We start from the raw sequence: 23126 nt of genomic DNA on the forward strand, positions 1-23126 counted from the left end.
GATTTTTCGGACATACAAATTCTTACTCATCCCAAAATTTTGGGTGAGTGAATCCTTTCTCTGACTGTCCGAAAAATCTGAGAAGGCATTTAAAACGTTTAGAGAAGTTTTACCCTAGGGATGAAAGCCCTATAAGCTCATTAGTCGGGAGTATCCCGTGATATTTTACTTTTCCGCATTTTTGCTGTTCTTCCTTCTATGCGTTTATTAATCCAGCCATTTACATCACTAAAAAATACGTCGGGTGCATAACGACCAAAACGGTCTGCAATATCACCAAGTGTGTGAGCACCTAAAGCATCTCGCATGGCTTTTTCAGCCTGTAACATAACTGCATGTACTGCACATACACCACTGGTTGCCCAATCGGGTGGGGCATTGTTAAAGACCGCACATTTACCACGAACTTCTTGGCACTCAAAAAGTGATTTTTCACCTTCGATTGCATTCACTATATCTAAAAAAGTAATTTCGTGAGCAGATCGAGCGAGTAAATATCCGCCGCGAATACCTTCTTGAGCAACAACAAGACCTGCCTTTTCAAGTTTAGGAAAAATCTTGGCCATAAAACTCGGAGAAACTCCTTGTAATTCAGCAAGATCCTTACTACTTAAAGGTTTATCTTCATTGTTCACAAGAAAAAGAAGACAGTGAATCGCATACTCGACGCTACTAGTAATATAAGCCATTTAATTTCATAATTGATCAATTACAAACACAGACTAATGTAGTCTGTGTTTTAAGTCAACAATAGAACTAAGACAAAGTTAGTCCTAGTTTTATGAAAAGAAAATATAGATGAAAATAATAAGGCTATATCACTGAATATAAATACATTTAAAAGAGAATTAAAGGACGTAAATAATTTAAAAATGATCGAAAAAATTATGAACGCCACCAATAATTTTCGACATTTGGCTCGTTTAAGTTCAATACTTCACCCATTTGAGGCGTACTAATCGCTAATTGGTTTTGATGAGCCAAAGCCACAATCCGTTCAAATGGATCATCCCAAGCATGAAGCGCCAAGTCAAAAGTCCCATTATGTACAGGCAACAAATGACGTCCTTTTAAATCGATATGTGCTTGTAACGTTTGCTCAGGTTGCATGTGAACATCTGGCCATTCTGGATCATAGGCCCCAGTTTCTAGCATGGTAAGATCGAAAGGACCATAACGATTTCCAATCTCTTTAAACCCATCGAAATAACCAGTATCACCACTAAAAAACACACGTAAATCATTATCAATAATTACCCACGATGCCCAAAGCGTTGCATTGCTATCACTCATACCACGGCCTGAAAAATGATGGGCAGGGGTGGCGATTAGCTCAAGACCATCCACATGGATTGTTTCCCACCAGTCAAGTTGCTGGACCTTTTCTGCTGGCACCCCCCATTTAATCAGTGCGTCACCGACGCCAAGTGGTGTTAAGAAGTGTTCAACTTTGTCTTTGAGTTGGATTACTGCATGGTAGTCGAGATGGTCATAGTGGTTATGCGACAAAATCACACCTTTAATGGGAGGTAAATCCGCAATACTAATTGGTGGTTGGTGAAAACGCTTAGGGCCAATCCACTGAAAAGGCGAGGCGCGTTCAGAAAAAACAGGATCGGTTAACCAAAATTCATTACGCAATTTTAATAAAATTGTCGAATGCCCAAGACGAAATAGAGAACGGTCTGGGGCACTCATGAGTTGTTCTTTTGATAAACTTAACATAGGAATTTCTCGATTTGGCACCGTATTTTTGGGTTTGTTAAATAAAAATTTCCACATTAAGCCTAGCGTTTTTCCGAAAGAATGTATGTGCAAATTCGGCTGTGTATTGCTAAATTTCCCATTGTGTTGCTGTGATGACATGAAGGGAGAAGGCAAGTCTGTTGCATTTGAAATTGTCATTTTATTTTCCTTGAGTGGAATAACCTATGTCTGTAAATAAGAACTTGAGATAAGTGCTTATTTTGATTTATTTAAATGAGTATTTAATCACTCATTAATTAATTTAAAAAATAAGAATGTTGCACATTCTTACTTTAGTCTTTATCTAGATTGAAACTGCATGCCAAAACGCTTCAAAACCGGACTTCCGATAAAGATCAGCTTGAGAAGTGTCTTGGGCAATAAAGTTGAGTGTGACTTCAGCAAGTGCACCCAAAATCGAACCGATAAACAAAGGTGGATAATCTCTTAATTTGCCGTCATCAATATGTTCTTGAATAGTCTTAGTAAAATCACAAAAAGTTTGCATACCAATGTGTTTACTCTGTTCTGTAATTTGTTCTGAAGTCGACAACTGCGCCATCACTTTACGTTTGAGTGGGGCATCTAAACTCCAGTCCAGATAGCTTTGCCATATATAAAACATTTGGGTTTGTAGGTCTGAGTTGTTCGGATAATTCAGCATTATGACCTGACGCAGTTCGGCCTTTAGCGAAAGGTATAATTGGTTGAGTAATTCCTCTTTATTACTGAAATAAGTAAATAAAGTCCCTTCTGCCACACCAGCGACTTTGGCTATTTTTGAAGTAGATGCACGCTCTCCAAGTTCTGCCAATGTTTCAATAGCAGCATTTAAAATTGCATTACGTTTATCTTCACTACGAGGACGGGCCATAAACAAATATATTAATTGAGTGATTACTCAATCATACATAAAAATAGATAAAGTGCAAGATATATATTTTAAAAGGGATGGGCTTTTTCAAGATCATAAGCTATAGCATCACATAGACGGGTCCACTCAGCAAAGTTAGAACTATAATGAGTAGTCATAATTATAGTTTCCGCAACCGATAAGACACGAGAAATTATTGATCAGTGTAGGGGATCAGATGGTCAGTTAATGCTTCTATTGAATAAAGCTATTTTTAAGTCGTTGATCTATATATTAAAATTTAAATCACGGGCAACTTTTCAGAGATATGTTTAATCCTGAATATCTGCTGTTACAGCATGTGTAAATCGCTAGATTCTCTCATTAGATTGTTTCAATATAGATCCAGACACTCAAATTTACAGGACAATCATCATGATATTGAGATATCGTATATTTTTAAAATATCTTGCTATTTTAGGTTTTATGGCAAGTTCTGCTGTAACTAGCGTAGCTTTCGGAAGTTCCGAGAAGGCATGGAACAAGCATGATCAGGAAATAAAAGCGGCTTGTATAAAAGCCAGTCAACTTAAAAGTGCCAAAACAGTGAGTAATATCATGCTTTTTGATGATCGTGTTGGATATTCGGCACTCTTGATTCAAGGAAAATATCCGCAAGCACATATGAAAAACAAAACAGGACAAGAACTGTGTTTATGGAATAAGACATCGAAGAAAGCTTATTTAACTGAAGCAAACATGAAAGTACATTGAAGTCATAACTATACAAAGTCGAGTAGCGATCTGATTTCTGCATATCTTAAATTATGTTGCTTAAAATAGTCAGCAACGTGAATAAAATTATCTAGATTCACGTTGCTGAGCTGTGGCAACAATATCGACAGATGACACATAAGTTGTCATTTCTGATTAAATAATATCAATGAGTTATAGAATTTAGTGACAATCAATGACATTAGTTAGTGACACATAAGCTGTCATTTATTTTATTTTGTTATTCAATATCTTAAAGTAAATATTTCAGAAAAATAAAAAGATATAATAATGAAAGAAGACTTTTTTACTTAAACCAGATTGAGATGTTTTTAGAGCATGTGCTGTTTGTGATAAATTGAGATTATGTTGAGCGAGTTCTCTAATAATTCTAAGTTGTTGAAAGTTCATAATTTGGATATAGAATATAAAAATAAGAGCAAATATATAAATAAATGCTCTTTTAGATGATCAATGATTAACGCATTGTGACGAATTCTTCAGCAGAAGTCGGATGAATTGCTAAAGTGTTATCGAAGTCTTTTTTAGTTGCTCCCATTTTTAAAGCAACAGCAAAGCCTTGCAGAATTTCATCCATACCGTATCCAATACCATGAATTCCGACCACTTTCTCATCAGTTCCTACACAAATTAATTTCATTTTTGTGAGTTGTCGATGTTCTGTTATCGCTGTATACATGGATGTAAAGGAAGAACTATAAATTTTGATGGCATCTTTACCAAATTTTTCTATCGCTTGATCTTCGGTTAATCCAACTGTTCCAATAGGTGGGTGACTAAACACCACAGTCGGAATATTTTCATAATCTAAATGTTCATTTGGCTTATTGTTAAATAAACGTTCAGACAGTCTTCGACCCGCTGCCACAGCAACTGGAGTTAACTCGACTTTACCTGTAATATCACCCACTGCATAAATGCCAGACTGTGTTGTATTTTGATATGCATCAACATGAATAAAGTGATTCTCGTTCAATTGAACTTGAGTCTTATTAAGATTGATCGCTTCAGTTGCAGGTTTTCTACCAATTGCCCAAATCAAGCAATCTACGGTATGTTCTCTACCATCTTCTAGGTGTAATACAAGTGAGTTGTCTTCAACTTTAGTCACTTTGTTAATCTGACTATGAGTATGCACGTTAATATTTTCACTGCGCATATTCTCTAATAGTGTTTTACCAAGGAAATGATCTAATCCACGCAAAGGCTGATGTTTACGAATAAATAATTGTACATCCGAACCCAATGCATAAAGAACACCTGCCAACTCCACAGCAATATAGCCAGAACCAACAATAGCAGTCCGCTTCGGTAAGTGTTCTAATTCGAAGAAACCATTGGAATCAATACCATATTCAGCACCGTCAATTTCAGGTTTGAATGCTTGAGTCCCCGTAGCAATTAAAATATGGTCAGCTGTGTACGTTTCACCATTTACTTCAATTGTTTGAGCATCTAAAAATTTTGCAAAACCTCGAATGACATCAACATTATTTTTAGCTAGTCCTGTGTCATACGATGTATGTATTCGGCTGATATAGGCTTGTCTGTTTTCAACTAATTTCTTCCAGTTAAAGGATTTCAATTCTGTATTAAAGCCATAGTCAGGACCATATTTATGAATCGCATCGGCAATTTGAGCTGAATACCACATCACTTTTTTAGGAACACAACCTACGTTGACACAGGTTCCACCAATATCACCCATTTCTATCAGTGCACATTTCTTACCATACATGGCAGCACGATTGACTGATGCAATACCGCCACTGCCTCCGCCAATCGCAATATAATCATAGTGTTTAGACATAAATGAAATTCCTGTTTTTTAGATTTAAAAAGTTAAAGACTTAAGCATTCATTTGAATGACAAATCTAAACTTAACATCTCCTGCTCTTAAACGTTGTAAAGCATCATTAACACCTACTAACGGTACAGTTTCTATTTCAGGACGAATATTTGCTAATAGACTAAAATCGAGCGTTTTTTCTGAATCGTGAGGTGTTCCTGTTAAAGAGCCTTGAATAATATTCTCTCCAACGACTAATTTCCCAGAAGATAGTGAAAGAGGATCTTTTCCTGCACCTAATAGAATGAGTTTTCCTTTAGGTTCTAATCCAGCCATTAAAGGAGATACAACAACTGACGCATTACCAACGGTTGTTAAAATGAGCTTAGCACCTCCTAGTTTCTGTAATTCGGCGATAGTATCTTGGGTATTGGTATCAATATAAATATGTGCACCAAGTTTTTTGACATCATCTGAGATGTCATCACCACGTCCGATTGCAACAACTCTAAATCCCATTTTATGGGCATATTGCAGTGCCAAATGACCTAGACCACCGATACCTTGAATTGCAACTAAATCGCCAGCTTGAGCACCAGATTTTTTTAAAGCATTGAATGTTGCCAGACCAGCACAGAGTAGGGGGGCAGCATCAACAGAATCTAGACCTTCAGGAATTGCAACTAATCCTGTTGCTTTTGCAAGCATTGACTCTGCATAACCACCATCTTGATTGCTACCAATATACGTTTGATTTGTACAGTGGACAAAAACCTTGACGGCATTGATCACATTCATTGCAATGTCCACCTAATCGGCCAACACCGACACGCTGTCCCATTTTCCAAATCGTTGGTACATTTTCGCCTAATGCAATAATGCGTCCAATAACTTCATGACCAGGTACACGCAATAATTGATTTTCACCTGAAATATCAGATAGATCTGCGCCACACATACCACAAGCTTCAACTTTAATAAGAACTTGATCTTTTAATGGCATAGATATTTCTTTCTTTACCAGCTCTAGCTGTCCAGTTTCAGAAACTTGTAAGGCTTTATACATATTTAATGTGCTCAGGATATAAGTGATATCTAAAATAGACTTGAGCCATTTTGTAAACAAAGCATATTTTCTTTTTAGATTAGAAAGAAAATGTTTCGATGAAAAAGCAAGGCATTGACTAATGCGAAAGCGCAAAATGCTGTAGCAACAACAGTGTTGTGTAGGCTACAGTCTTGGATATTCTATTTAACATAATATACATTATGCGAAATCAAATAAACTAATAAATTGATATACATAATTTTAATACTTAAAAAAATAAGCCTTAGTCATATTAGGCTCAATTTATTAAGACTTTAAAGCTATCAATTAATCTAAAAATGAATTTTATCTCGATGCATTTCTACAATCATTAACCAAGCTTTGGTTGCTGGACTCATTGCTACAGTCGTATTCCAAGCCATACTCAATGTCCAATGTAATTTAGGCTCATTAAGGATTGCTGAACAAAACTTCCCCTGATCTAGCTGATCACAATAAATTTTGGGTAATATAGCGATCCCCATATTAAACTCCACCATTTTGGTGATAAAGTCCCACTGGCTACTTTTACATACGACTTTTGGTTCAAAACCTACAGAATTTGCAGCCTGTATAATCATCTTATTTAATGTAAAAGAATCAGCGTAAAGTAAAAAAGTTTCTTCTTTAAGTTCATGCAAATTTACTGAATCTCGTTGATTCCAATGTGAATTTTTCTTTGCTAATAAACACATTGGTGAATCTATTACAGGAATAGCTGCAAAACTTGGCCTTAAATTACCGAGTAAAATTCCAACATCAATACTTTTATCAGCAATTGCTTCCTCAATACCATTGGCACCGACTTCTAAGAATTTCAATTGAATATCGGGATGATTTTGGTGAAATAAAGCAATTAAAGGACTAAGTAATACCGAACCTAGTGGTGGTAAGCCTATGGTTAATTTACCTTTTTTTAACTGCTGTACTTGATTTATATTATCAAATATTTGCTTTTGTTCATTTAAGATATTTAAAGCATGGTGATAAATTAATTCACCAATATAAGTAAGCACAACTTCCCTTTTTCTTCCAGCTTCACCTTTTTTAAACAAAGCTATACCAAGTTCTTCTTCTAAATGTTTAATTGATTTACTGATTGTAGGCTGTGACATAAACAAACGATCAGCAGCCAAAGTAAAACTTTCACAATTGACAATTTCTACAAAAATTTTAAGATTTTTAATGTCCATTAATTATTCCAAAAACGCATAATTATGATTTAATTATTCATAATATGATGTGATGTTTGCAACTAAAATAACTCATCTTTTTAAAATATCTGCAATAAAATGTCTACGAGTACTCAAAGCCATCAAATTTCATCAATCTATAAAGTCACATTGCAAATTGGGCTTTTAATTTTGATTTGGTGGATTGGTTCAATCATTCAAAAACAATTTAATTTACCTATTTCGGCAGCTGTGATTGGCTTATTTATGGTTTTGATTGGGCTCATGACAGGTATTTTTAAGTTAAATTGGATTAAATCAGGCTCAGATTTCATTCTAGGTGAATTGGTACTATTTTTTATTCCTTGTTTTATCGGGTTAATGAAATATAAAAACCTATTTATGACTGAGGGTTGGCAACTGATTGTGGTGGTTGTACTGGGTACAATTTGTGTGATGGTATTTACTGCTTATAGTGTGCATATAGGTTTTAAACTAGAGCGGAAGTTGAAACAACGTCATGTTCATAAAACCGTACATGTATTACAGGGAGATAAATAATGTCTGCCATTTCAATATTTTGCCTAGTGATCACATTAGTTGCGTATGTGTTGGTCAAAAAACTTTATCGTAAATTTCCATATTTAATTTTATCTCCAGCAATTTTGGTTCCGATTGTTTTAATCATCATTTTACTGTCAGCACATGTTTCTTATGATGCTTATATGCTTGATAGTCAGTGGATTATATGGATGTTAGGGCCTGCAACTGTTGCCTTTGCAATCCCAATTTTTGAATATCGCCAAATCATTAAAGAACATCTCATTTCAATTTCAATGGGTGTAGTCATTGGTATGCTTGCTGGAATGATCAGTGCATTCTACCTTGCCAAGTTATTTCATTTTGACCAAACAACAACCTATAGTCTAATGGCTCGTTCAATCTCTACACCATTTGCAATGGAACTAACAACCCATATCGGCGGTTCTGTTGAACTGGTGATTTTATTCACCATGATTACTGGGGTGACTGGTATGTTAATTGGTGATTTGATATTGGGTGGATTAAGACTGAAATCAAGCTTTGCGCAAGGTGCGTCTTTGGGTAATGCAGCACATGGTTTTGGTACAAGTAAAGCTTATATGCGTGATAAAGATGAAGGTGTTATTGCTAGTTTAACCATGGTTTTAGCTGGTATTTTTATGGTATTGGTTGGACCTTTTATTGTACATCTCATTGTCTATTTACTAAATTAATCCGTACAGTATCGATTTGGATGTGCTGAATCTCTTTTCTGCAAAGAGATTCATTTATCTTTGAATCGTTTGTAATGTTTTAGGTAAAAAATTAATCAATAGCAAACCAAGCAATGCTGAAAGTCCAGCAAGGATAAAAATATATTCTCCTGATAATTTTTCCCAATATTGCCCAGCTAAAATACTGCCTGACGCAACACCAAGTCCCCACATGGTACTATATAGCGCTTGTCCTCTGCCCTGTTGTTTGGCTGCAAAGTTCTGCAAAATGACCCGCATTGCAATAATATGAAATAAACCAAAACTAAATGCATGAAACGTTTGAGAAATAAATTGAATAATGAAACTTTCTGAAAATAAACCTGCCAAAATAAATCGAATACTGGTCATGATTAAACAAAGCGCGACTAAGCTTCGCCATGAAAAACGATTTAGGAAGAAATTTGCATAGTTAAACATGATAATTTCAGCAATCACACCAACTGACCATAAAAAGCCAATCTGAGTTGTACTGTAACCAGCAAGCTTTAAATAATTACTATAAAAACTATAAAATGGTGCTTGTGCAAAAAGCATAATAAATTCAATGATAAAAAATGAAAAAACCACAGGTCTTTTTAGGATGGGAAGCAATGGCTCTAATATTTTTTGTGCACTTGGTGCTGCGCTAGGTTCCTTAATCGAAAAGGACCAAATAAAAGCTGTAAATGCAATACATAACAACATCATCGGTAAATATTGAATTGCAATAAATTCTAAAATCGCACCGATACTAAATACGCCAATAATAAATCCAATAGAGCCCCATTTTCTAATTTTTCCATACAATGCTGTATGTTGATTACCCAGCCAAAACAGCGTTACACCTTCAAATTGCGCAAGTATGGCATTTTGAAAGAAGCTAAAAATCAACATCAGAAATGCAATTGATTGCATATTGTTGGGAATAATAAAAATCAAAAACCAGATTGTAGCTTCCATCCAGGTTGCCACACGTACCCATAACATTCGTTTGCCCGTTTTGTCTGCGATAAATCCCCAAATAAAGGGTGCAAATATACGGGTTAAAATGGCTATAGAGGACAGTAATCCTATTTCTTGATAATTAAATCCTTGATCTTGAAGATATAAGCTCCAATACGGTAAAAAAGTTCCAACTATTGAATAATACCAAAAGTAGAATCCACTCAGTCTGTATTGGATTGGCATGGCTTGCATATCGTTGCATTCACTTGGATTTTCAAACAGTTAGAAGAATAAAGCGTTGTATAAGTTTGTACTCAAAAGCACTCATCCGTAGTTCAACTGTATACTGCTAAAAAAATATTATTTTTTCAAAAACCCATAATACTCTGTTATATATTTAATGTCTTTTAATAAAAATATATTTTGCTTATTTGGTAAAATTACTAGATTCGTAACAGACTCACGAGGCACTAAATTTAACGCAAAACACCTAACACCTTGATAATTGTCAAAGATTGAGCTGTTAATCTCGATATTACTAGACCTACATTTGGGTTGGTTATTGTAAAAAAAGATCATGGATATGCTGCATATATATTTAACAGCCAATAACTCGGAAAAAGAAATTTAGACTTATTATATTGCAAATCATTGTTTTACCTTATAAGTATAGGAAGCTATCAAATTATATTTAGATTAGTTTGTTATGATCGATATTCAAATAATACAGTAAATTAAATCTTAAACAAAAAGTATAATCTGTAAATTAATAAGAATAAATTATGCTCTCTAAGTCTATATTTAGTGATTAAAAAATCAAAATAACAATTTAAAAATATTCGCACCCCCAAATTTCTCTTCGCTTGGGTTGAATTTGTTCCACTAGTAAAAATAAAGTAAATAAAGGCATTATATACATCATTGGCTCCATCCACGCTATACATAACCACGTAAATGGTCAACAAGCTCCTACGCAGTACCAGGCTTTTTTAATTCCAAATTTAAAATTATCAATACCAGACTGAAGCCCAAAAGGATTAATTTTTGCAGGAAGATGACAGCGATTTAGACTGATTTTTTTATATGGAGTTATCTGCCATAGAACTAAAACAACAATAATAAAGCATGCCAATATTATTTGGTTATGTAATAATTCATTTAAATAATGTGTCAAAATTGAGAGTAAAATACCAATAAGTGTCCAAAAAAACATATAGCCGATAAAACAATATTAAACTTAACTTCCTCTTTCTCTTAAAGTTCTTTTTCTGAACATCCTCTACAGATAAAAAAAGTAATGGTCAACAGCTTGATGGTATTACACAAAAACAAATTAAATCTGATTTGGATAATAATTTAATCATGGCTTTTACCCCATTAGATTTTTTACAAAAAATTGAAAGTAGTAATAGCGACATCAAAATAGGTCAACAACAGCTTAATTTTAATATTAGTAAAGTCTTTGGTATAAGTAATGAAAAATTTAACGCTGATTTAGCACTTCCTTATGGCGATAATTTAAACCGCTATTTAACTTTAAATGGGATTGATGAATGGACCTTAACATCTACTCTTGCAGGACATCCTTTCCATATTCATGTGAATCCTTTTCAAATTCAATCCGTATATAAGGTTGATGGTTCAAACAATCGTATAGGTGGAGATATAACTTTAGAGAAAAATACTAATCCTTTATTTAATGGTTTAAATGGCGTATGGAAGGATACTCTTTTTGTTCCAACGGGTTATGAGATTGTGGTCAGAACCAAGTATGAAAAATTCACAGGAGACTTTGTATTACACTGTCATATCTTAGATCATGAAGATCAAGGCATGATGCAAAATGTCCGTATTTGTGATCCGAATGATAAAGATTGTAAAACAAGACCATTTGGATCTGTCGTACCTGCAGGACTTCATTCACATGCACATTAAATGTATGCGTTCAGTTCTGATCAGACATTGATCTTGAAAAAGAGAAAGTTACCCATTTTGATAAAGGTGTCGAATCTTAATCAAACAAAGGTAACTTTCTTATGTTTTATACTAACAATCAAACCATCAAGCACAAAGTAGGCTTACTCAATTTAATAACAATTTTGTTCCAGCAAAAATTACTTCTTAAAATCAAATCATAGTAGATAAAACATAATAAAAACATTCTTAACGCCTTCACCTTTACCAGAGTTAAGTAAAAAGGCAGAAGATAAAGTCATATTAGCAAACTGGTACCTTAAAAAATATTTAAAGTGTATCTTATAGCAATACCACATTAAAAATACACTCTACTACTTCTTTTTAAAATCTTAGGGGTAGAGTTTATGTCTTTTCAGCATCATTCTAATGATTTTCTTCCCCCCATTATGGCAGGTTTAATTTCGGTCATCGTTAATTATGGTGGTACCTTTATTTTAATCTTCCAAGCTGCGCAGATGGCTGGTCTTAGCCCTGAACTCACTGCCTCATGGGTATGGTCTATTTCTATTGGGGTTGGTATCACAGGAATATTATTAAGTTGGTATACCCGCGAACCCATTATCACTGCATGGTCTACGCCTGCCGCTGCATTTTTAATTACGACGCTTGTAACTGTGCCATATTCCGAAGCAATTGGTGCATATTTACTTTCTGCACTGGCATTTGTGATCTTGGGAATTACGGGCTATTTTGAAAAATTGATTCGTCTAATTCCAGCGGGTATTGCATCTGGTCTCTTGGCAGGTATTTTATTGCAATTTGGGATTGCAGCCTTTACCAATATGACAATTGATCCTTTTTTGGCGATTTCATTATTTTTGATTTACCTCATCACCAAGCGTTTTTCTGCAAGATTTTCCATTATTAGTGTCTTGATTTTTGGCTTTATTTTCTTACTTTTACAATCACGGATTGATTTCTCTGGATTTGAACTAAAATTAGCCTCGCCTATTTTTTCCACACCAACTTTTTCTATAAACTCGATACTGAGTGTTGCCTTACCTTTATTTTTAATTACCTTAACAGGACAATATATGCCAGGTTTACTGGTTCTTAAAAATGATGGTTTTCACACCAATGCTAAACCGATTCTTATCGTGACAGGCTTAGGTTCGTTCCTCATGGCTCCATTTGGTTCACATGCGTTTAATCTTGCTGCAATCACTGCTGCAATTTGCACTGGAAAGGAATCCCACGAAGATCCTTCAAAACGCTGGATTTCAGGGATTGCCGCAAGTGTGTTTTATATTTTTGTTGGAATTTTTGGTGTAACGTTAGCAGCTGTCTTTGCAGCGTTTCCAGTCGCTTTTATAAGTACTTTAGCAGGACTTGCATTATTAGGTACAATTGCTGGAAGTCTTGCAAATGCGATGAGTGATATCGATTGCCGAGAAGCCTCACTTATTACCTTTCTCTCAACGACAGCCAACATCACTTTGTTTGGTGTTGGGGGTGCATTTTGGGGTTTGGTTTTAGGTCTAATTTCATACCTTGTACTCAATGGAAAATTCAAAACCAAGACACTTTCTTGACCCTACAGGACTAAAGAACTGATAGTGTTCATAAAATAATCATTTATAAACAGCATATTACCTTTAAATATGCTGTTTTAATTTATTCAGAGCCTAAAACCTCATTTTATAAACCCAGAGATCATTTGATTGACTACAGCCGGTTTTTCAGCATGTAACCAATGCCCGACTTGTTCAATGACTTTAACTTGGCTATGACTAAACTGGGTTTCGATTGCAGAAAAATGTTCAACTTTTGAGATATAGGGTGAGTTTCCACCTTTAATAAACAATGCTGGAATAGGATTCACCTGCTGATTTTCCCAACTTAAAATATCGGCATAATGATTAAATAAAGCTTGGACATTAAACAGCCATTTTCCCTTACTGAATGATTTTAATAAAAATTGAATCACCATTTCTTCTTTTAAATACTGACGCATAATCACTGTTGCTTCTTTACGAGATTCAATTTGTGCATTTTCAACCGCAAATAAGGCTTTAAAAATTTGATCATGGTGATTTTCTTGATATGCAAAAGGTGTCATATCCAAGACAATCATTTTTTGCATACGATCTTGCGCTAAATCTGCAAGTTTCATTGCAATTTTTCCACCCATAGAATGTCCAATCGCGATAAATTTTTCAATATTTAAATGATCAAGTGTTTGCAAAACATCCTGAGCCATCAATTGATAATTCATTTCATCTGAATGTGCAGAATGACCATGATTTCGAACATCAATTTGCAATAAGTTGAATTTGCCTTGAAATTCACGTGCAATAATGCCCAAATTACTTAAACTTCCAAATAACCCGTGAATCAATACCAGTGTGGCTTTTTGAGTTCCATGGCTATCTTGAGCTTGATCGTATTGATAATTCAGTAACATTAAAAACCATCCAGAATTTAAATATTGCGTTTGCGCTATGATGACAAGAAGCGAAATGTAGAACAATAGTTTTATCATTCATTAACAATACTGCGACTTAAAAACAATCAATATCTTAACTATCTCTCTTCCAATACCGCACTTGATACATTGTTTAAGTTTTATCTTATTTATCCTCTATTTTGTAGTAAATGCACATTTGGCTATAAATATAGACAAATGAGCGGTGGCCTTAATTTAAAGTTGAATAAATAATAAAAAATAAACCTCAATCTACTGTTGAGTCGGGGTTTGAATTACCTATATTATCAGACTTGATTTTTTCGATTGATTTAGGACTTTAGACCATGTTTCAACATGTAGATCCTTATGCAGGTGATCCAATTCTTTCTCTAATGGAAGCCTTTGGTAAGGATGAACGGACACACAAAGTAAATTTAAGTATTGGTCTTTATTATAATGAGGACACAATTGTTCCTCAGTTAGACGCTGTAAAAGCGGCTTTGAAAAATATTGAACCAAGCAATGACAAGGTAAAGCTTTATTTACCGATGGATGGTTCAAAGTCATATAACGAAGCAACCCAGAAATTAGTTTTAGGTGCAGATAGCCAAGCACGTAAAGATGGCCGTGCAGTGACCATTCAAACCCTAGGCGGTTCTGGTGCACTTAAAGTTGGTGCAGATTTTCTAAAAAAATACTTTCCTGAATCTGATGTTTGGGTGAGCCAACCGACATGGGAAAACCATATTGCGATTTTTAATGGTGCGGGAATCAATTCACATTTCTACCGCTATTTTGATGCAGCAACCAATGGTGTCAATATTGAAGGCATGTTAGAGGATTTACAGCAAATCCCTGCAAAAGGCATTGTTCTCCTTCACCCTTGTTGCCATAACCCAACAGGCGCAGATTTAACACCTGCTGAATGGGATCGTGTGATTGAAGTACTGAAAGCACGTGATTTAATTCCATTCCTCGATATTGCTTACCAAGGTTTTGGTCAAGGCTTAGAAGAAGATGCTTATGCAATTCGTACTTTAGATAAGTCGGGATTGAATTTCATTGTTAGCAATTCTTTCTCTAAAATTTTCTCACTATATGGTGAGCGTGTTGGTGGTTTAAGCTTTATTTGTGATGACCAAGCAACTGCACAAAAAGTTTTAGGTCAGCTTAAAGCAACTGTACGCCGTATCTACTCAAGCCCACCTACAACGGGTGCCTTAGTGGTTGATAATGTATTGAATGATGCAACATTAACTGAAAAATGGCATGCAGAACTTAAAGAAATGCGTGAGCGTATCATCCAAATGCGCGAACTATTAAAGGCAAAATTAACTGCTGCTTTACCTGGTCGTAATTTTGATTACCTTACAGAACAACAAGGCATGTTTAGCTATACTGGTTTAACTGCTGAACAAGTGGATATATTGAAAGATCAATATGCCATTTATTTGCTACGTAGCGGCCGTATGTGTGCAGCGGGCTTAAATTTAAAAAATATTGATTATGTGGCAACATCTGTTGTAGAAGTGATTAAAGCAACTGCTTAAATAAATTGATAAGCGTTGATTGGTTCAATCCACTGCCACTTAGCTCCCTTTCATAAGGGAGTTAAGTTTTTGAGATAATTCTTTTTAAATGAGCATTTTAAAAGCTTAACATTGACATACAGATTTATTTTTATACAATAGGTATTCTTATCCCCTTTCTTAAAAGAGCAACGCCAATGAAGTAAGTCATTTTCTCATCATTATTTATTTAATTTTTGATGTGCAAAATAGATTCTACTCAAGGCTACACTTATCTTTTGGTTCTGATACTTTCTTTACGATAAATTAAATAATCTACTGTTATTTAAAGCTTTTATTACATACTATTTTGTGCATCCTCTATATGAGGATCATTTAATGCAACAAGCATGTATCATTTCAAATTTGAGTTTGGCATTTCCCACTCAAACAATGTTTACTCAACTGAATTTTGTGCTTTTTCCAGGGCAAACTTCTGCTGTGATTGGCCGTAATGGTTTGGGAAAATCATTACTTTTTAAATTATTACACTTACAACAGCATTCAGATTTAGCCTATTCAGGTCAAATTGCGTGGCATATCCAACATGATTATTTAGCACAATTACAACGATTAAATGCCAAAACCATAGCTGAAGCTTTAGATATTACTCATCTACACAATGCTTTTGAGCGTATTGAAAATAGTAGTGCCAGTTTTGAAGATTATAATTTGGTTGAAAACTGTTGGGATTTACCACAAAAATGGCAACAAATTTTAAGCAATGCACAACTGCCGCTTGATTTAAATTTTCCCGTTAAATCCTTAAGTGAAGGTCAAAAAACTAAGCTGGCTTTGTGTCGCTTATTTCTAAAACAAGATCATTATCTACTTTTAGATGAGCCAAGTAATCATTTAGATGCCATGGCAAGAAAATGGCTAATTGAATCGATTCAGTCACATAAAGCGGGGGTTTGTATTATTAGTCATGATCTTCAATTGCTAAATCAAGTTCAGCATATTTATGCTTTAACGGCAAATGGTTTACAGCATGTTAAGGGCAATTATGCAGATTATTTTAAACAGCACCAACAACAAGTCCATGCATTAACTCAGTCTATTCAACAAGAAAAACGTGAATTTAAACAGTTAAAGCAACAACAGAACGAGAGTTTAATGAAAGCACAAAAACGTCAACGTAAAGGTGCTCAATTGCGTGACTCGAACTCTCAAGCCAAGATTCTTCTGGATTTTAAAAAAGAGCAAGCTGGGCAAAGTTTTGGGAAATTACGTGCACAGCAAATTCGCCAAGCTGATGAAACACAAAGCAATTTACAGGAGAAACAAACAGCTTTAGAAAAAATTAAACCACAACGATTTCACTTTCAATTTCAATCATTTAAGCAAGGTGAAATATTAAGAATTCACGATTTACAATTGCCTTATGCTACAACACAGAAAATAAATTTGTCACTCCAAGCCGGTGAAAAAATCCAGCTTAAAGGTGCGAATGGCGTGGGTAAATCCACCCTATTAAAAATAATTGATCAATCACAATGTACTGAAATTTTCTTTATAGGACAAAGCTTATATTTGGATCAAAATTTTAGTTTGCTCAATGATGATCTTTCTGTGATCGAGAATTTAGCTGAATTTAATCCAGATCTGCCAGAGGTTGAATGGCGAAATTTATTAGGTCAACTGCGGATCCGCCGTGAAAAAGCACTCTTAAAATTGGGCCAACTCAGTGGCGGTGAAAAACTCAAAGTTGCATTACTGGGAATAAGTCACAATCATCAAAATATAGATTTATTGCTATTGGATGAACCTGAAAATCACTTAGACATCGAGTCACGAGAATTACTTGCACAAGCCATTCAGCAATTTAAAGGTGCTGTCATTCTGGTTTCTCATGATGATTGTTTTGTTGTTCAAAGTGGAATAGATGAGAAATATTTACTGAGTTAAATGGTAATGATTGAATAAATCAGTATTTATTCAATCATTTAATACTTAAATTTGTGTCATTAACCACAAGCCGCTTGGGTAATTTTTTTGGTCGCAGGATCTACTGTTACCGTCACACGTTCAATACGATAATCCATGGTTACACCTTGATTTGGCGCAACTTTACGTACGATTGATGCTTGTGTAAGCTGCTTAATTTTCGCTTCAGACATATCATTTTGTCCAATCAATTGAGTCGCACGTTCAGCAACACATGTGGTTTGAGTGTTTTGCGCTGTTTGATCTTCCGTTGAATTGGTTTGAAGCGAAGAGCATGCTGATACAGTTAAAGCCATGATACCAAGACCTAAAATTGCAACATTTTTCATAAGACGACCTATTTTGATTTTTTGCTTTAAAGCCATAACATAACAAAAAAAGATAAGCTTAGAAAATTAATATATAAAACTCATACATTTATCATGCAAATAAAAACCAGTGATTCATGATTTATCACTGGTTTTTGGTAGTTCTAAATATTTAAGCTTAAAAATTAATCACCGTACGGATTGATTTACCTTCATGCATTAAATCAAATGCTTCATTAATTTTATCTAAGCCCATTGTATGGGTAACAAATGGTGCAAGTTGAATATCACCTTTCATCGCATCTTCAACCATACCCGGCAATTGTGTACGGCCTTTTACCCCACCAAATGCAGTTCCTTTCCATGTACGACCAGTCACAAGCTGGAACGGACGGGTTGAAATTTCTTGACCTGCACCTGCTACACCAATGATGACTGATTGTCCCCAACCACGATGAGCACATTCAAGCGCTGAACGCATCACATTGACATTACCGATACATTCAAATGAATGGTCTACACCCCAGCCTGTCATTTCAACAATCACTTCTTGAACAGGTTTGTCATAGTCTTTTGGATTGACAAAATCAGTCGCACCAAACTCTTCTGCCAATTTAAATTTTTCCGGATTGGTATCAACAACAATGATACGGCCTGCTTTCGCTTGGCGCGCACCTTGTACAACAGCCAAACCAATACCACCTAAACCAAATACAGCAACTGAATCGCCTTCTTGTACTTTTGCCGTGTTATGGACTGCACCAATCCCTGTCGTTACACCACAACCCAGTAAACAAACATGTTCAGGATTTGCTTCTGGGTTAATTTTAGCCAATGAAACTTCAGCAACAACCGTATATTCACTAAAAGTTGAACAACCCATATAGTGATAAATCGGTTCACCATTATAAGAAAAACGTGTCGTTCCATCAGGCATAACCCCTTTACCTTGTGTAGCACGAACGGCTGTACATAGGTTAGTTTTGCCTGATTTACAGAATAAGCATTCACCACATTCTGCCGTATATAGAGGAATCACATGATCCCCCGGTTTCACTGAAGTTACACCTTCACCAACTTCAACAACAATACCAGCCCCTTCATGGCCTAAAATTGCTGGAAATACACCTTCTGGATCATCACCTGATAAAGTAAATGCATCTGTATGACAAACCCCTGTATGGGTAATTTTAACAAGGACTTCGCCTTTTTGTGGAGGAGCAACATCAATTTCCACAATTTCTAAAGGTTTTCCTGGACCAAATGCAACAGCAGCACGTGATTTCATAGCTAAATATCCTAATAGGTTTGTGTTTTAACAGTTGGACTACAGTAACCTTTTTCTATTTACAGATTCAACCATTAACTTAATGATATGATTTAGTAAAATTTAAAGTACTCATTGAAAGAATGAATCATTCAAAGACTTCACTTGCCTTGGTTATTTTGGCTTTTTCAATCACTGGATGCAGTTTACCTATGAATCAACCAGAACAAGAACAACAAGTTAAAGTATATGCAGATCATTGGATCAATGAGCCTCAAGCAAAAAAAATGCTTACTCAAGGGCTAACTGCATATTTAGCCATGAATGATGCTTTCCAAAGTATCGCGTCACGTATCCATCTGATTCGAAAAGCCAAATATACTCTTGATTTACAATATTATATTTGGGCGGATGATTTTATTGGCAATTTAATGCTACACGAGTTGTTAAAAGCTGCTGATCGCGGTGTAAAAGTCCGACTATTGATTGATGATCAAAATGGAACAAAAATAGATCGACAATTAAGTGCATTGCTGACACATCCAAACATTTCGATCAAATTATACAATCCTTATAAATTTCGGCACTTTCGTGTAATGGATTATATTTTTAGAATGAACAGAATAAACCATCGAATGCACAATAAATTAATTATTGCTGATGGCGCAATTGCTGTAACAGGCGGACGAAATATTAGCAGTGAATATTTTGATGCTAGTGAATCTTTCCAATTTACCGATATGGATATTTTATTTTTTGGTAAAGCGGTTAATCGTGCAAATGAAGTTTTTACCGACTTTTGGAATTTTCAACTCACCTATCCCATTGATCAATTTATTCATAAAGGTTCTGAACAAGATTTATTAACTTTACGAAAAAGCTTTGAACGACTTGAACAAGCTGAACATACAGCAGATGAAAAGGTAAATCTTGAGCAGAAAGAACTTGCCAATGAGCTTAATCAAAATAAAATCAATTGGGCTTATGCCGATTTTTTAGCAGATTCTCCAAAGAAAAGTTTAGGACAAGCGCGCGGCAATGAATTAATTTCACATCAAATTCACCAGCATTTGGGTGATCCTGAACAAGAAATGGATTTGATTGCTGCTTATTTCGTTCCTACAAAAAATGGAACGAATTTTATTAACCAATTCCCTAAACAAAATGTCAAAGTGAGAATTCTAACCAACTCTTTTATGGCAAATGATGTTGCGCTTGTCCATGCGTTTTATCAAAAGTATCGAGTTGACCTGCTTAAAGGCGGAGCTAAGCTTTATGAATTTAAACCTTATATAGAACGTAACCGCCGTACTTGGTATGAGGTCCTCACAGGAAATATCATTCCAAAAAAAGGCAAAAATAAATCGAGTTTGCATGCAAAATTTATCAATATTGATGACAGAGTCTTTATTGGCTCATTTAACCTAGATCCAAGATCATTCAATATCAATACTGAAGTTGGACTGATCGTTCAGTCAGATCCTTTACAAGAACAAATTTCAAATCTATTGGATCAAACCCTATTGAGGGTTGCTTATGAGTTAAAACTTAATTCACAAGGTGAGCTAATCTGGTTAGATCATCGTGTTGATGGCAATGTGATCGAATATAAAGTTGATCCTGAAACTACACGATTCCAACGATTTATTATGTACAGTGTGTCATATTTACCACTTGAATGGATGATGTAAGTTTAGTGTAATGACAAATAGCATACTAATTCGCTAAAACATCATTATTATAAATAACATTCGAATAAACAGAGACCTTTGATCTCTTTAACCAATTCTATGTCAGTAAAGCCCGCATATTTTAAGCTTTGGAAATGTTCATGTTTCGACATAAATAAGTCACTATCGCTCATCGCGTCCGACGCAAAAACATGGTCACAGACCAAGTACATCGCATCACTTTTTAATAGCGTTTTCACTTGTTGATGAAATTGATTTGCATAGCTTTTATGGCGTAACTCATGTAAAGCTTGATGAATAATGATTGCATCATACTGTCCAAGCTGATCACGCCAATCTTCATTTTTAAAATCAGCAATCAGATATTGCGCCCGGTCTAGCTCAGAAGAAAGTAGCTTACTTTTGGAAAGCTCGTTCATTGCATCAGAGAAATCTAGCGCCGTATATTTAATCTCAAGGCAATGACTGAGTAAATGTTTTGCTAGAAAACCAGGACCTGAACCTATTTCTAAAATATTGAACTGTGCGTTTTGATCAGTTTGATGCTGTTTCTCTCTGGCTGCTTTTTGAATTAAATTCACATAATAATCAAAAAAATCATAACGCCAAGGTCGTTTTTCATTGGCATCATTTGCCCATTGCAAAGCATCTTGCGGGTTTTTCAAATCAATTGGACTCGGTACATCCTGAACACTCATTATAATTATTCCACTGAAATCAATATAAATTTGCTTACTATTTACCCATATTTTAAAGCAATAGGGAAAAGGATTTTCGCTAACTTTGTAAGTTATTTATTTTTAACTGCTGAATAGAAATTGCTAAGATATCAAAAACTTTTTTATCTACACATTGTGCAACATTAAAGCGCATAAACTGTCCTGCATTTTCAGCTTGGCTAAATGAATTACCTGGTGCTAGAATTACGCCCTGTTTGAGACATAACTTTGATAATTCTGCAGCTTGTATACCATCTGGTAATTTGCACCATAAAAAAATCCCCGCTGTTGGAACAATCCACGGTTTTATACCGAGTTGCCCCAACTTTTGCATCATTTCATTGCTGACTTTCAGCAAATGTTTCTTTAACCAATCTAAATGTTTAGGATAACTGCTGTCCATTAAAGCCTGATAAATAATTTCTGAATTTAAGTGACTATTGCTAAAGTTGGTCGCAATTCTTAAATCGATCAATTGATCAATCAGCTCAGATTCTGCAATGATATAACCGCAACGAATCGCTGCTGAAAGAGTTTTGGTAAAACTGCCAATCTGAATGACATGTTTAAAACCAGCTAATGAAGCATAGCGTGGTGCTGGTGTATATTCAAAATCAGCAAAAATCTCATCTTCAATAATCAATAAATCAGTTTTCTCAACCAGCTTAGAAATTTGATAAACCGTTTGTAGCGAAATCGTGGTCCCTGTTGGGTTATGAATCCCTGAATTGGTTAAATAGATTTTTGGCTTTAAATTCAGTGCTTGTTCAAATTTTTCTACGTCTGGTCCCAGTTCTGTAAACGGAATTGGAACGGCTTTTAAATGATGTGCCTTAATCAAGGCGCGGAAATTAAAATAGCACGGATCATCGATCAAAATCACATCGCCGGCTCTAAGTAAATGTCTGAAAATTAAATCAATGGATTGCGTTGCTGAGTCAGTAATAAGAATTTGATTCAGTTTAAATTTTAAATCATACAATTCTTTTTTTCTGGCAATAAATTTACGCAACTCCAAATGTCCATGCGGTGTTGCATAATCAGTGAGCATGCTGATTTCAGACTTGGCAGCTTGTTTTAACGCTTTACGGATCGATTGTTCAGGCATCCAAGTGGTGGGTAACCAACCACAACCCGGTTTTAGCACATCAATCTTCGCCTCTAACGACTGCCTTGAAATCCACAATGGATCTATTTCACGTTGATACTGTATTTCAGTGTCAATCATTTGCATTGGTTCTGCTTTACCTAACACATAATAACCAGAACCAAGACGAGATTCTAAAACACCTTCCGCAACTAATCTGGCATAGGCTTCAACGATCGTGGAAACAGAACAGTTTGTTTGTATAGCAAACTGACGAACTGAAGGTAAGCGTGAACCTGCAATTAAACTTTTATTGGAAATTTGATTTTTAATCATCAGCACTGTTTGCTCAATTTTAGTTTTTGCCATTTATAAACCATATATTTAAAAAATAAGAAATACGAGAAAATTTGTTAGATTGAATAGAATTGTATTGGTAAAAATAGCATAACAGTTCTTTAAAATTGTACTGCAGTGTACATATATATTT

The 23126-nt window shown here is 35.1% G+C and carries 22 protein-coding genes and 1 pseudogene; 8 read left to right on the plus strand and 15 right to left on the minus strand.

The window, feature by feature from the left end; genetic code table 11:
- Positions 1 to 140: 140 nt before the first annotated feature.
- The 3 genes from AC4CVF_RS07780 to AC4CVF_RS07790 all read right to left on the minus strand — a co-directional run bounded on the left by AC4CVF_RS07780 (position 141) and on the right by AC4CVF_RS07790 (position 2620).
- On the minus strand, positions 141 to 689 hold the full coding sequence (locus tag AC4CVF_RS07780; RefSeq protein ID WP_490789173.1) for an RrF2 family transcriptional regulator: 549 nt from the start codon (positions 687 to 689) through the stop codon (positions 141 to 143).
- A 196-nt stretch (positions 690 to 885) separates the two neighbouring features.
- Positions 886 to 1905 (minus strand): MBL fold metallo-hydrolase, encoded by a 1020-nt coding sequence (locus AC4CVF_RS07785; RefSeq protein ID WP_490789174.1) that lies wholly within the window; start codon positions 1903 to 1905, stop codon positions 886 to 888.
- 145 nt (positions 1906 to 2050) lie between these two features.
- Positions 2051 to 2620, minus strand: coding sequence for a TetR/AcrR family transcriptional regulator (locus tag AC4CVF_RS07790; RefSeq protein ID WP_490789175.1), 570 nt, complete (start codon positions 2618 to 2620; stop codon positions 2051 to 2053).
- Positions 2621 to 3034: 414 nt separating this feature from the next.
- On the opposite strand from AC4CVF_RS07790, the gene AC4CVF_RS07795 reads away from it, so the two are divergent.
- On the plus strand, positions 3035 to 3373 hold the full coding sequence (locus tag AC4CVF_RS07795) for a hypothetical protein (protein WP_490774042.1): 339 nt from the start codon (positions 3035 to 3037) through the stop codon (positions 3371 to 3373).
- A gap of 300 nt (positions 3374 to 3673) precedes the next feature.
- Here the strand turns inward: AC4CVF_RS07795 and AC4CVF_RS07800 are convergent.
- The 5 genes and pseudogenes from AC4CVF_RS07800 to AC4CVF_RS07820 form a co-directional block, all read right to left on the minus strand.
- Positions 3674 to 3784 (minus strand): annotated as a pseudogene (locus AC4CVF_RS07800) (CysB family transcriptional regulator); the annotation flags it as partial.
- A 67-nt stretch (positions 3785 to 3851) separates the two neighbouring features.
- Positions 3852 to 5204 (minus strand): glutathione-disulfide reductase, encoded by a 1353-nt coding sequence (gene gorA, locus AC4CVF_RS07805; RefSeq protein ID WP_419328899.1) that lies wholly within the window; start codon positions 5202 to 5204, stop codon positions 3852 to 3854.
- A 40-nt stretch (positions 5205 to 5244) separates the two neighbouring features.
- Positions 5245 to 5982 carry a zinc-binding dehydrogenase gene (locus AC4CVF_RS07810; protein ID WP_490789176.1) on the minus strand — a complete coding sequence of 246 codons (738 nt, stop codon included), beginning with the start codon at positions 5980 to 5982 and terminating at the stop codon, positions 5245 to 5247.
- Positions 5921 to 6250 (minus strand): alcohol dehydrogenase catalytic domain-containing protein, encoded by a 330-nt coding sequence (locus AC4CVF_RS07815; protein ID WP_419328896.1) that lies wholly within the window; start codon positions 6248 to 6250, stop codon positions 5921 to 5923. The genes AC4CVF_RS07810 and AC4CVF_RS07815 overlap by 62 nt, the downstream gene beginning before the upstream one ends.
- Positions 6251 to 6564: 314 nt before the next feature.
- The gene (locus AC4CVF_RS07820; protein ID WP_490789177.1) at positions 6565 to 7464 is read right to left on the minus strand and encodes a LysR family transcriptional regulator; all 900 of its coding nucleotides are present in this window, start codon (positions 7462 to 7464) and stop codon (positions 6565 to 6567) included.
- A 99-nt stretch (positions 7465 to 7563) separates the two neighbouring features.
- Here AC4CVF_RS07820 and AC4CVF_RS07825 point away from each other — a divergent pair, with 99 nt between their 5' ends.
- Positions 7564 to 8004: a CidA/LrgA family protein gene (locus tag AC4CVF_RS07825; protein ID WP_419328894.1), complete on the plus strand. Its 441-nt coding sequence runs from the start codon at positions 7564 to 7566 to the stop codon at positions 8002 to 8004.
- A complete protein-coding gene (locus tag AC4CVF_RS07830; RefSeq protein ID WP_419328893.1) occupies positions 8004 to 8699 on the plus strand; it encodes an LrgB family protein in 696 nt (231 codons plus the stop codon). Before AC4CVF_RS07825 ends, AC4CVF_RS07830 begins: the two co-directional genes overlap by 1 nt.
- 54 nt (positions 8700 to 8753) lie before the next feature.
- On the opposite strand, the gene AC4CVF_RS07835 is transcribed toward AC4CVF_RS07830, so the two are convergent.
- Both AC4CVF_RS07835 and AC4CVF_RS07840 read right to left on the minus strand, forming a co-directional pair.
- A complete protein-coding gene (locus AC4CVF_RS07835) occupies positions 8754 to 9917 on the minus strand; it encodes an MFS transporter (RefSeq protein ID WP_419328892.1) in 1164 nt (387 codons plus the stop codon).
- A 706-nt stretch (positions 9918 to 10623) separates the two neighbouring features.
- On the minus strand, positions 10624 to 10878 hold the full coding sequence (locus AC4CVF_RS07840; RefSeq protein WP_419360460.1) for a copper chaperone: 255 nt from the start codon (positions 10876 to 10878) through the stop codon (positions 10624 to 10626).
- Positions 10879 to 11027: 149 nt separating this feature from the next.
- Here AC4CVF_RS07840 and AC4CVF_RS07845 point away from each other — a divergent pair, with 149 nt between their 5' ends.
- Both AC4CVF_RS07845 and AC4CVF_RS07850 read left to right on the plus strand, forming a co-directional pair.
- Positions 11028 to 11600 (plus strand): multicopper oxidase domain-containing protein, encoded by a 573-nt coding sequence (locus tag AC4CVF_RS07845; RefSeq protein WP_419820437.1) that lies wholly within the window; start codon positions 11028 to 11030, stop codon positions 11598 to 11600.
- 386 nt (positions 11601 to 11986) lie between these two features.
- Positions 11987 to 13174, plus strand: a complete 1188-nt coding sequence (locus AC4CVF_RS07850) for a benzoate/H(+) symporter BenE family transporter (RefSeq protein WP_490789178.1) — start codon at positions 11987 to 11989, stop codon at positions 13172 to 13174.
- Between the two features lie 101 nt (positions 13175 to 13275).
- On the opposite strand, the gene AC4CVF_RS07855 is transcribed toward AC4CVF_RS07850, so the two are convergent.
- Entirely contained in the window at positions 13276 to 14046 is a 771-nt protein-coding gene (locus AC4CVF_RS07855) for an alpha/beta fold hydrolase (RefSeq protein ID WP_490789179.1), read from the minus strand.
- 347 nt (positions 14047 to 14393) lie between these two features.
- Between AC4CVF_RS07855 and AC4CVF_RS07860 the strand changes: the two genes are divergently transcribed.
- The gene (locus tag AC4CVF_RS07860) at positions 14394 to 15599 is read left to right on the plus strand and encodes an amino acid aminotransferase (RefSeq protein ID WP_336951245.1); all 1206 of its coding nucleotides are present in this window, start codon (positions 14394 to 14396) and stop codon (positions 15597 to 15599) included.
- Between the two features lie 357 nt (positions 15600 to 15956).
- Positions 15957 to 17525 carry an ATP-binding cassette domain-containing protein gene (locus tag AC4CVF_RS07865; protein ID WP_490789180.1) on the plus strand — a complete coding sequence of 523 codons (1569 nt, stop codon included), beginning with the start codon at positions 15957 to 15959 and terminating at the stop codon, positions 17523 to 17525.
- A 59-nt stretch (positions 17526 to 17584) separates the two neighbouring features.
- Here AC4CVF_RS07865 and AC4CVF_RS07870 read toward each other — a convergent pair whose 3' ends face one another.
- A complete protein-coding gene (locus AC4CVF_RS07870; RefSeq protein ID WP_336951249.1) occupies positions 17585 to 17893 on the minus strand; it encodes an I78 family peptidase inhibitor in 309 nt (102 codons plus the stop codon).
- 157 nt (positions 17894 to 18050) lie between these two features.
- Complete coding sequence (locus AC4CVF_RS07875; RefSeq protein WP_004821485.1) at positions 18051 to 19160, minus strand: S-(hydroxymethyl)glutathione dehydrogenase/class III alcohol dehydrogenase; 1110 nt, start codon at positions 19158 to 19160, stop codon at positions 18051 to 18053.
- A gap of 191 nt (positions 19161 to 19351) precedes the next feature.
- On the opposite strand from AC4CVF_RS07875, the gene AC4CVF_RS07880 reads away from it, so the two are divergent.
- A complete protein-coding gene (locus AC4CVF_RS07880; protein ID WP_419820441.1) occupies positions 19352 to 20830 on the plus strand; it encodes a phospholipase D family protein in 1479 nt (492 codons plus the stop codon).
- Between the two features lie 47 nt (positions 20831 to 20877).
- Here AC4CVF_RS07880 and AC4CVF_RS07885 read toward each other — a convergent pair whose 3' ends face one another.
- Positions 20878 to 21528 (minus strand): class I SAM-dependent methyltransferase, encoded by a 651-nt coding sequence (locus AC4CVF_RS07885; protein ID WP_490789181.1) that lies wholly within the window; start codon positions 21526 to 21528, stop codon positions 20878 to 20880.
- Positions 21529 to 21607: 79 nt separating this feature from the next.
- Entirely contained in the window at positions 21608 to 23005 is a 1398-nt protein-coding gene (locus tag AC4CVF_RS07890; RefSeq protein ID WP_419328883.1) for an aminotransferase-like domain-containing protein, read from the minus strand.
- Positions 23006 to 23126 lie beyond the last annotated feature (121 nt).

Source organism: Acinetobacter sp. LipI_19, from assembly GCF_058242925.1.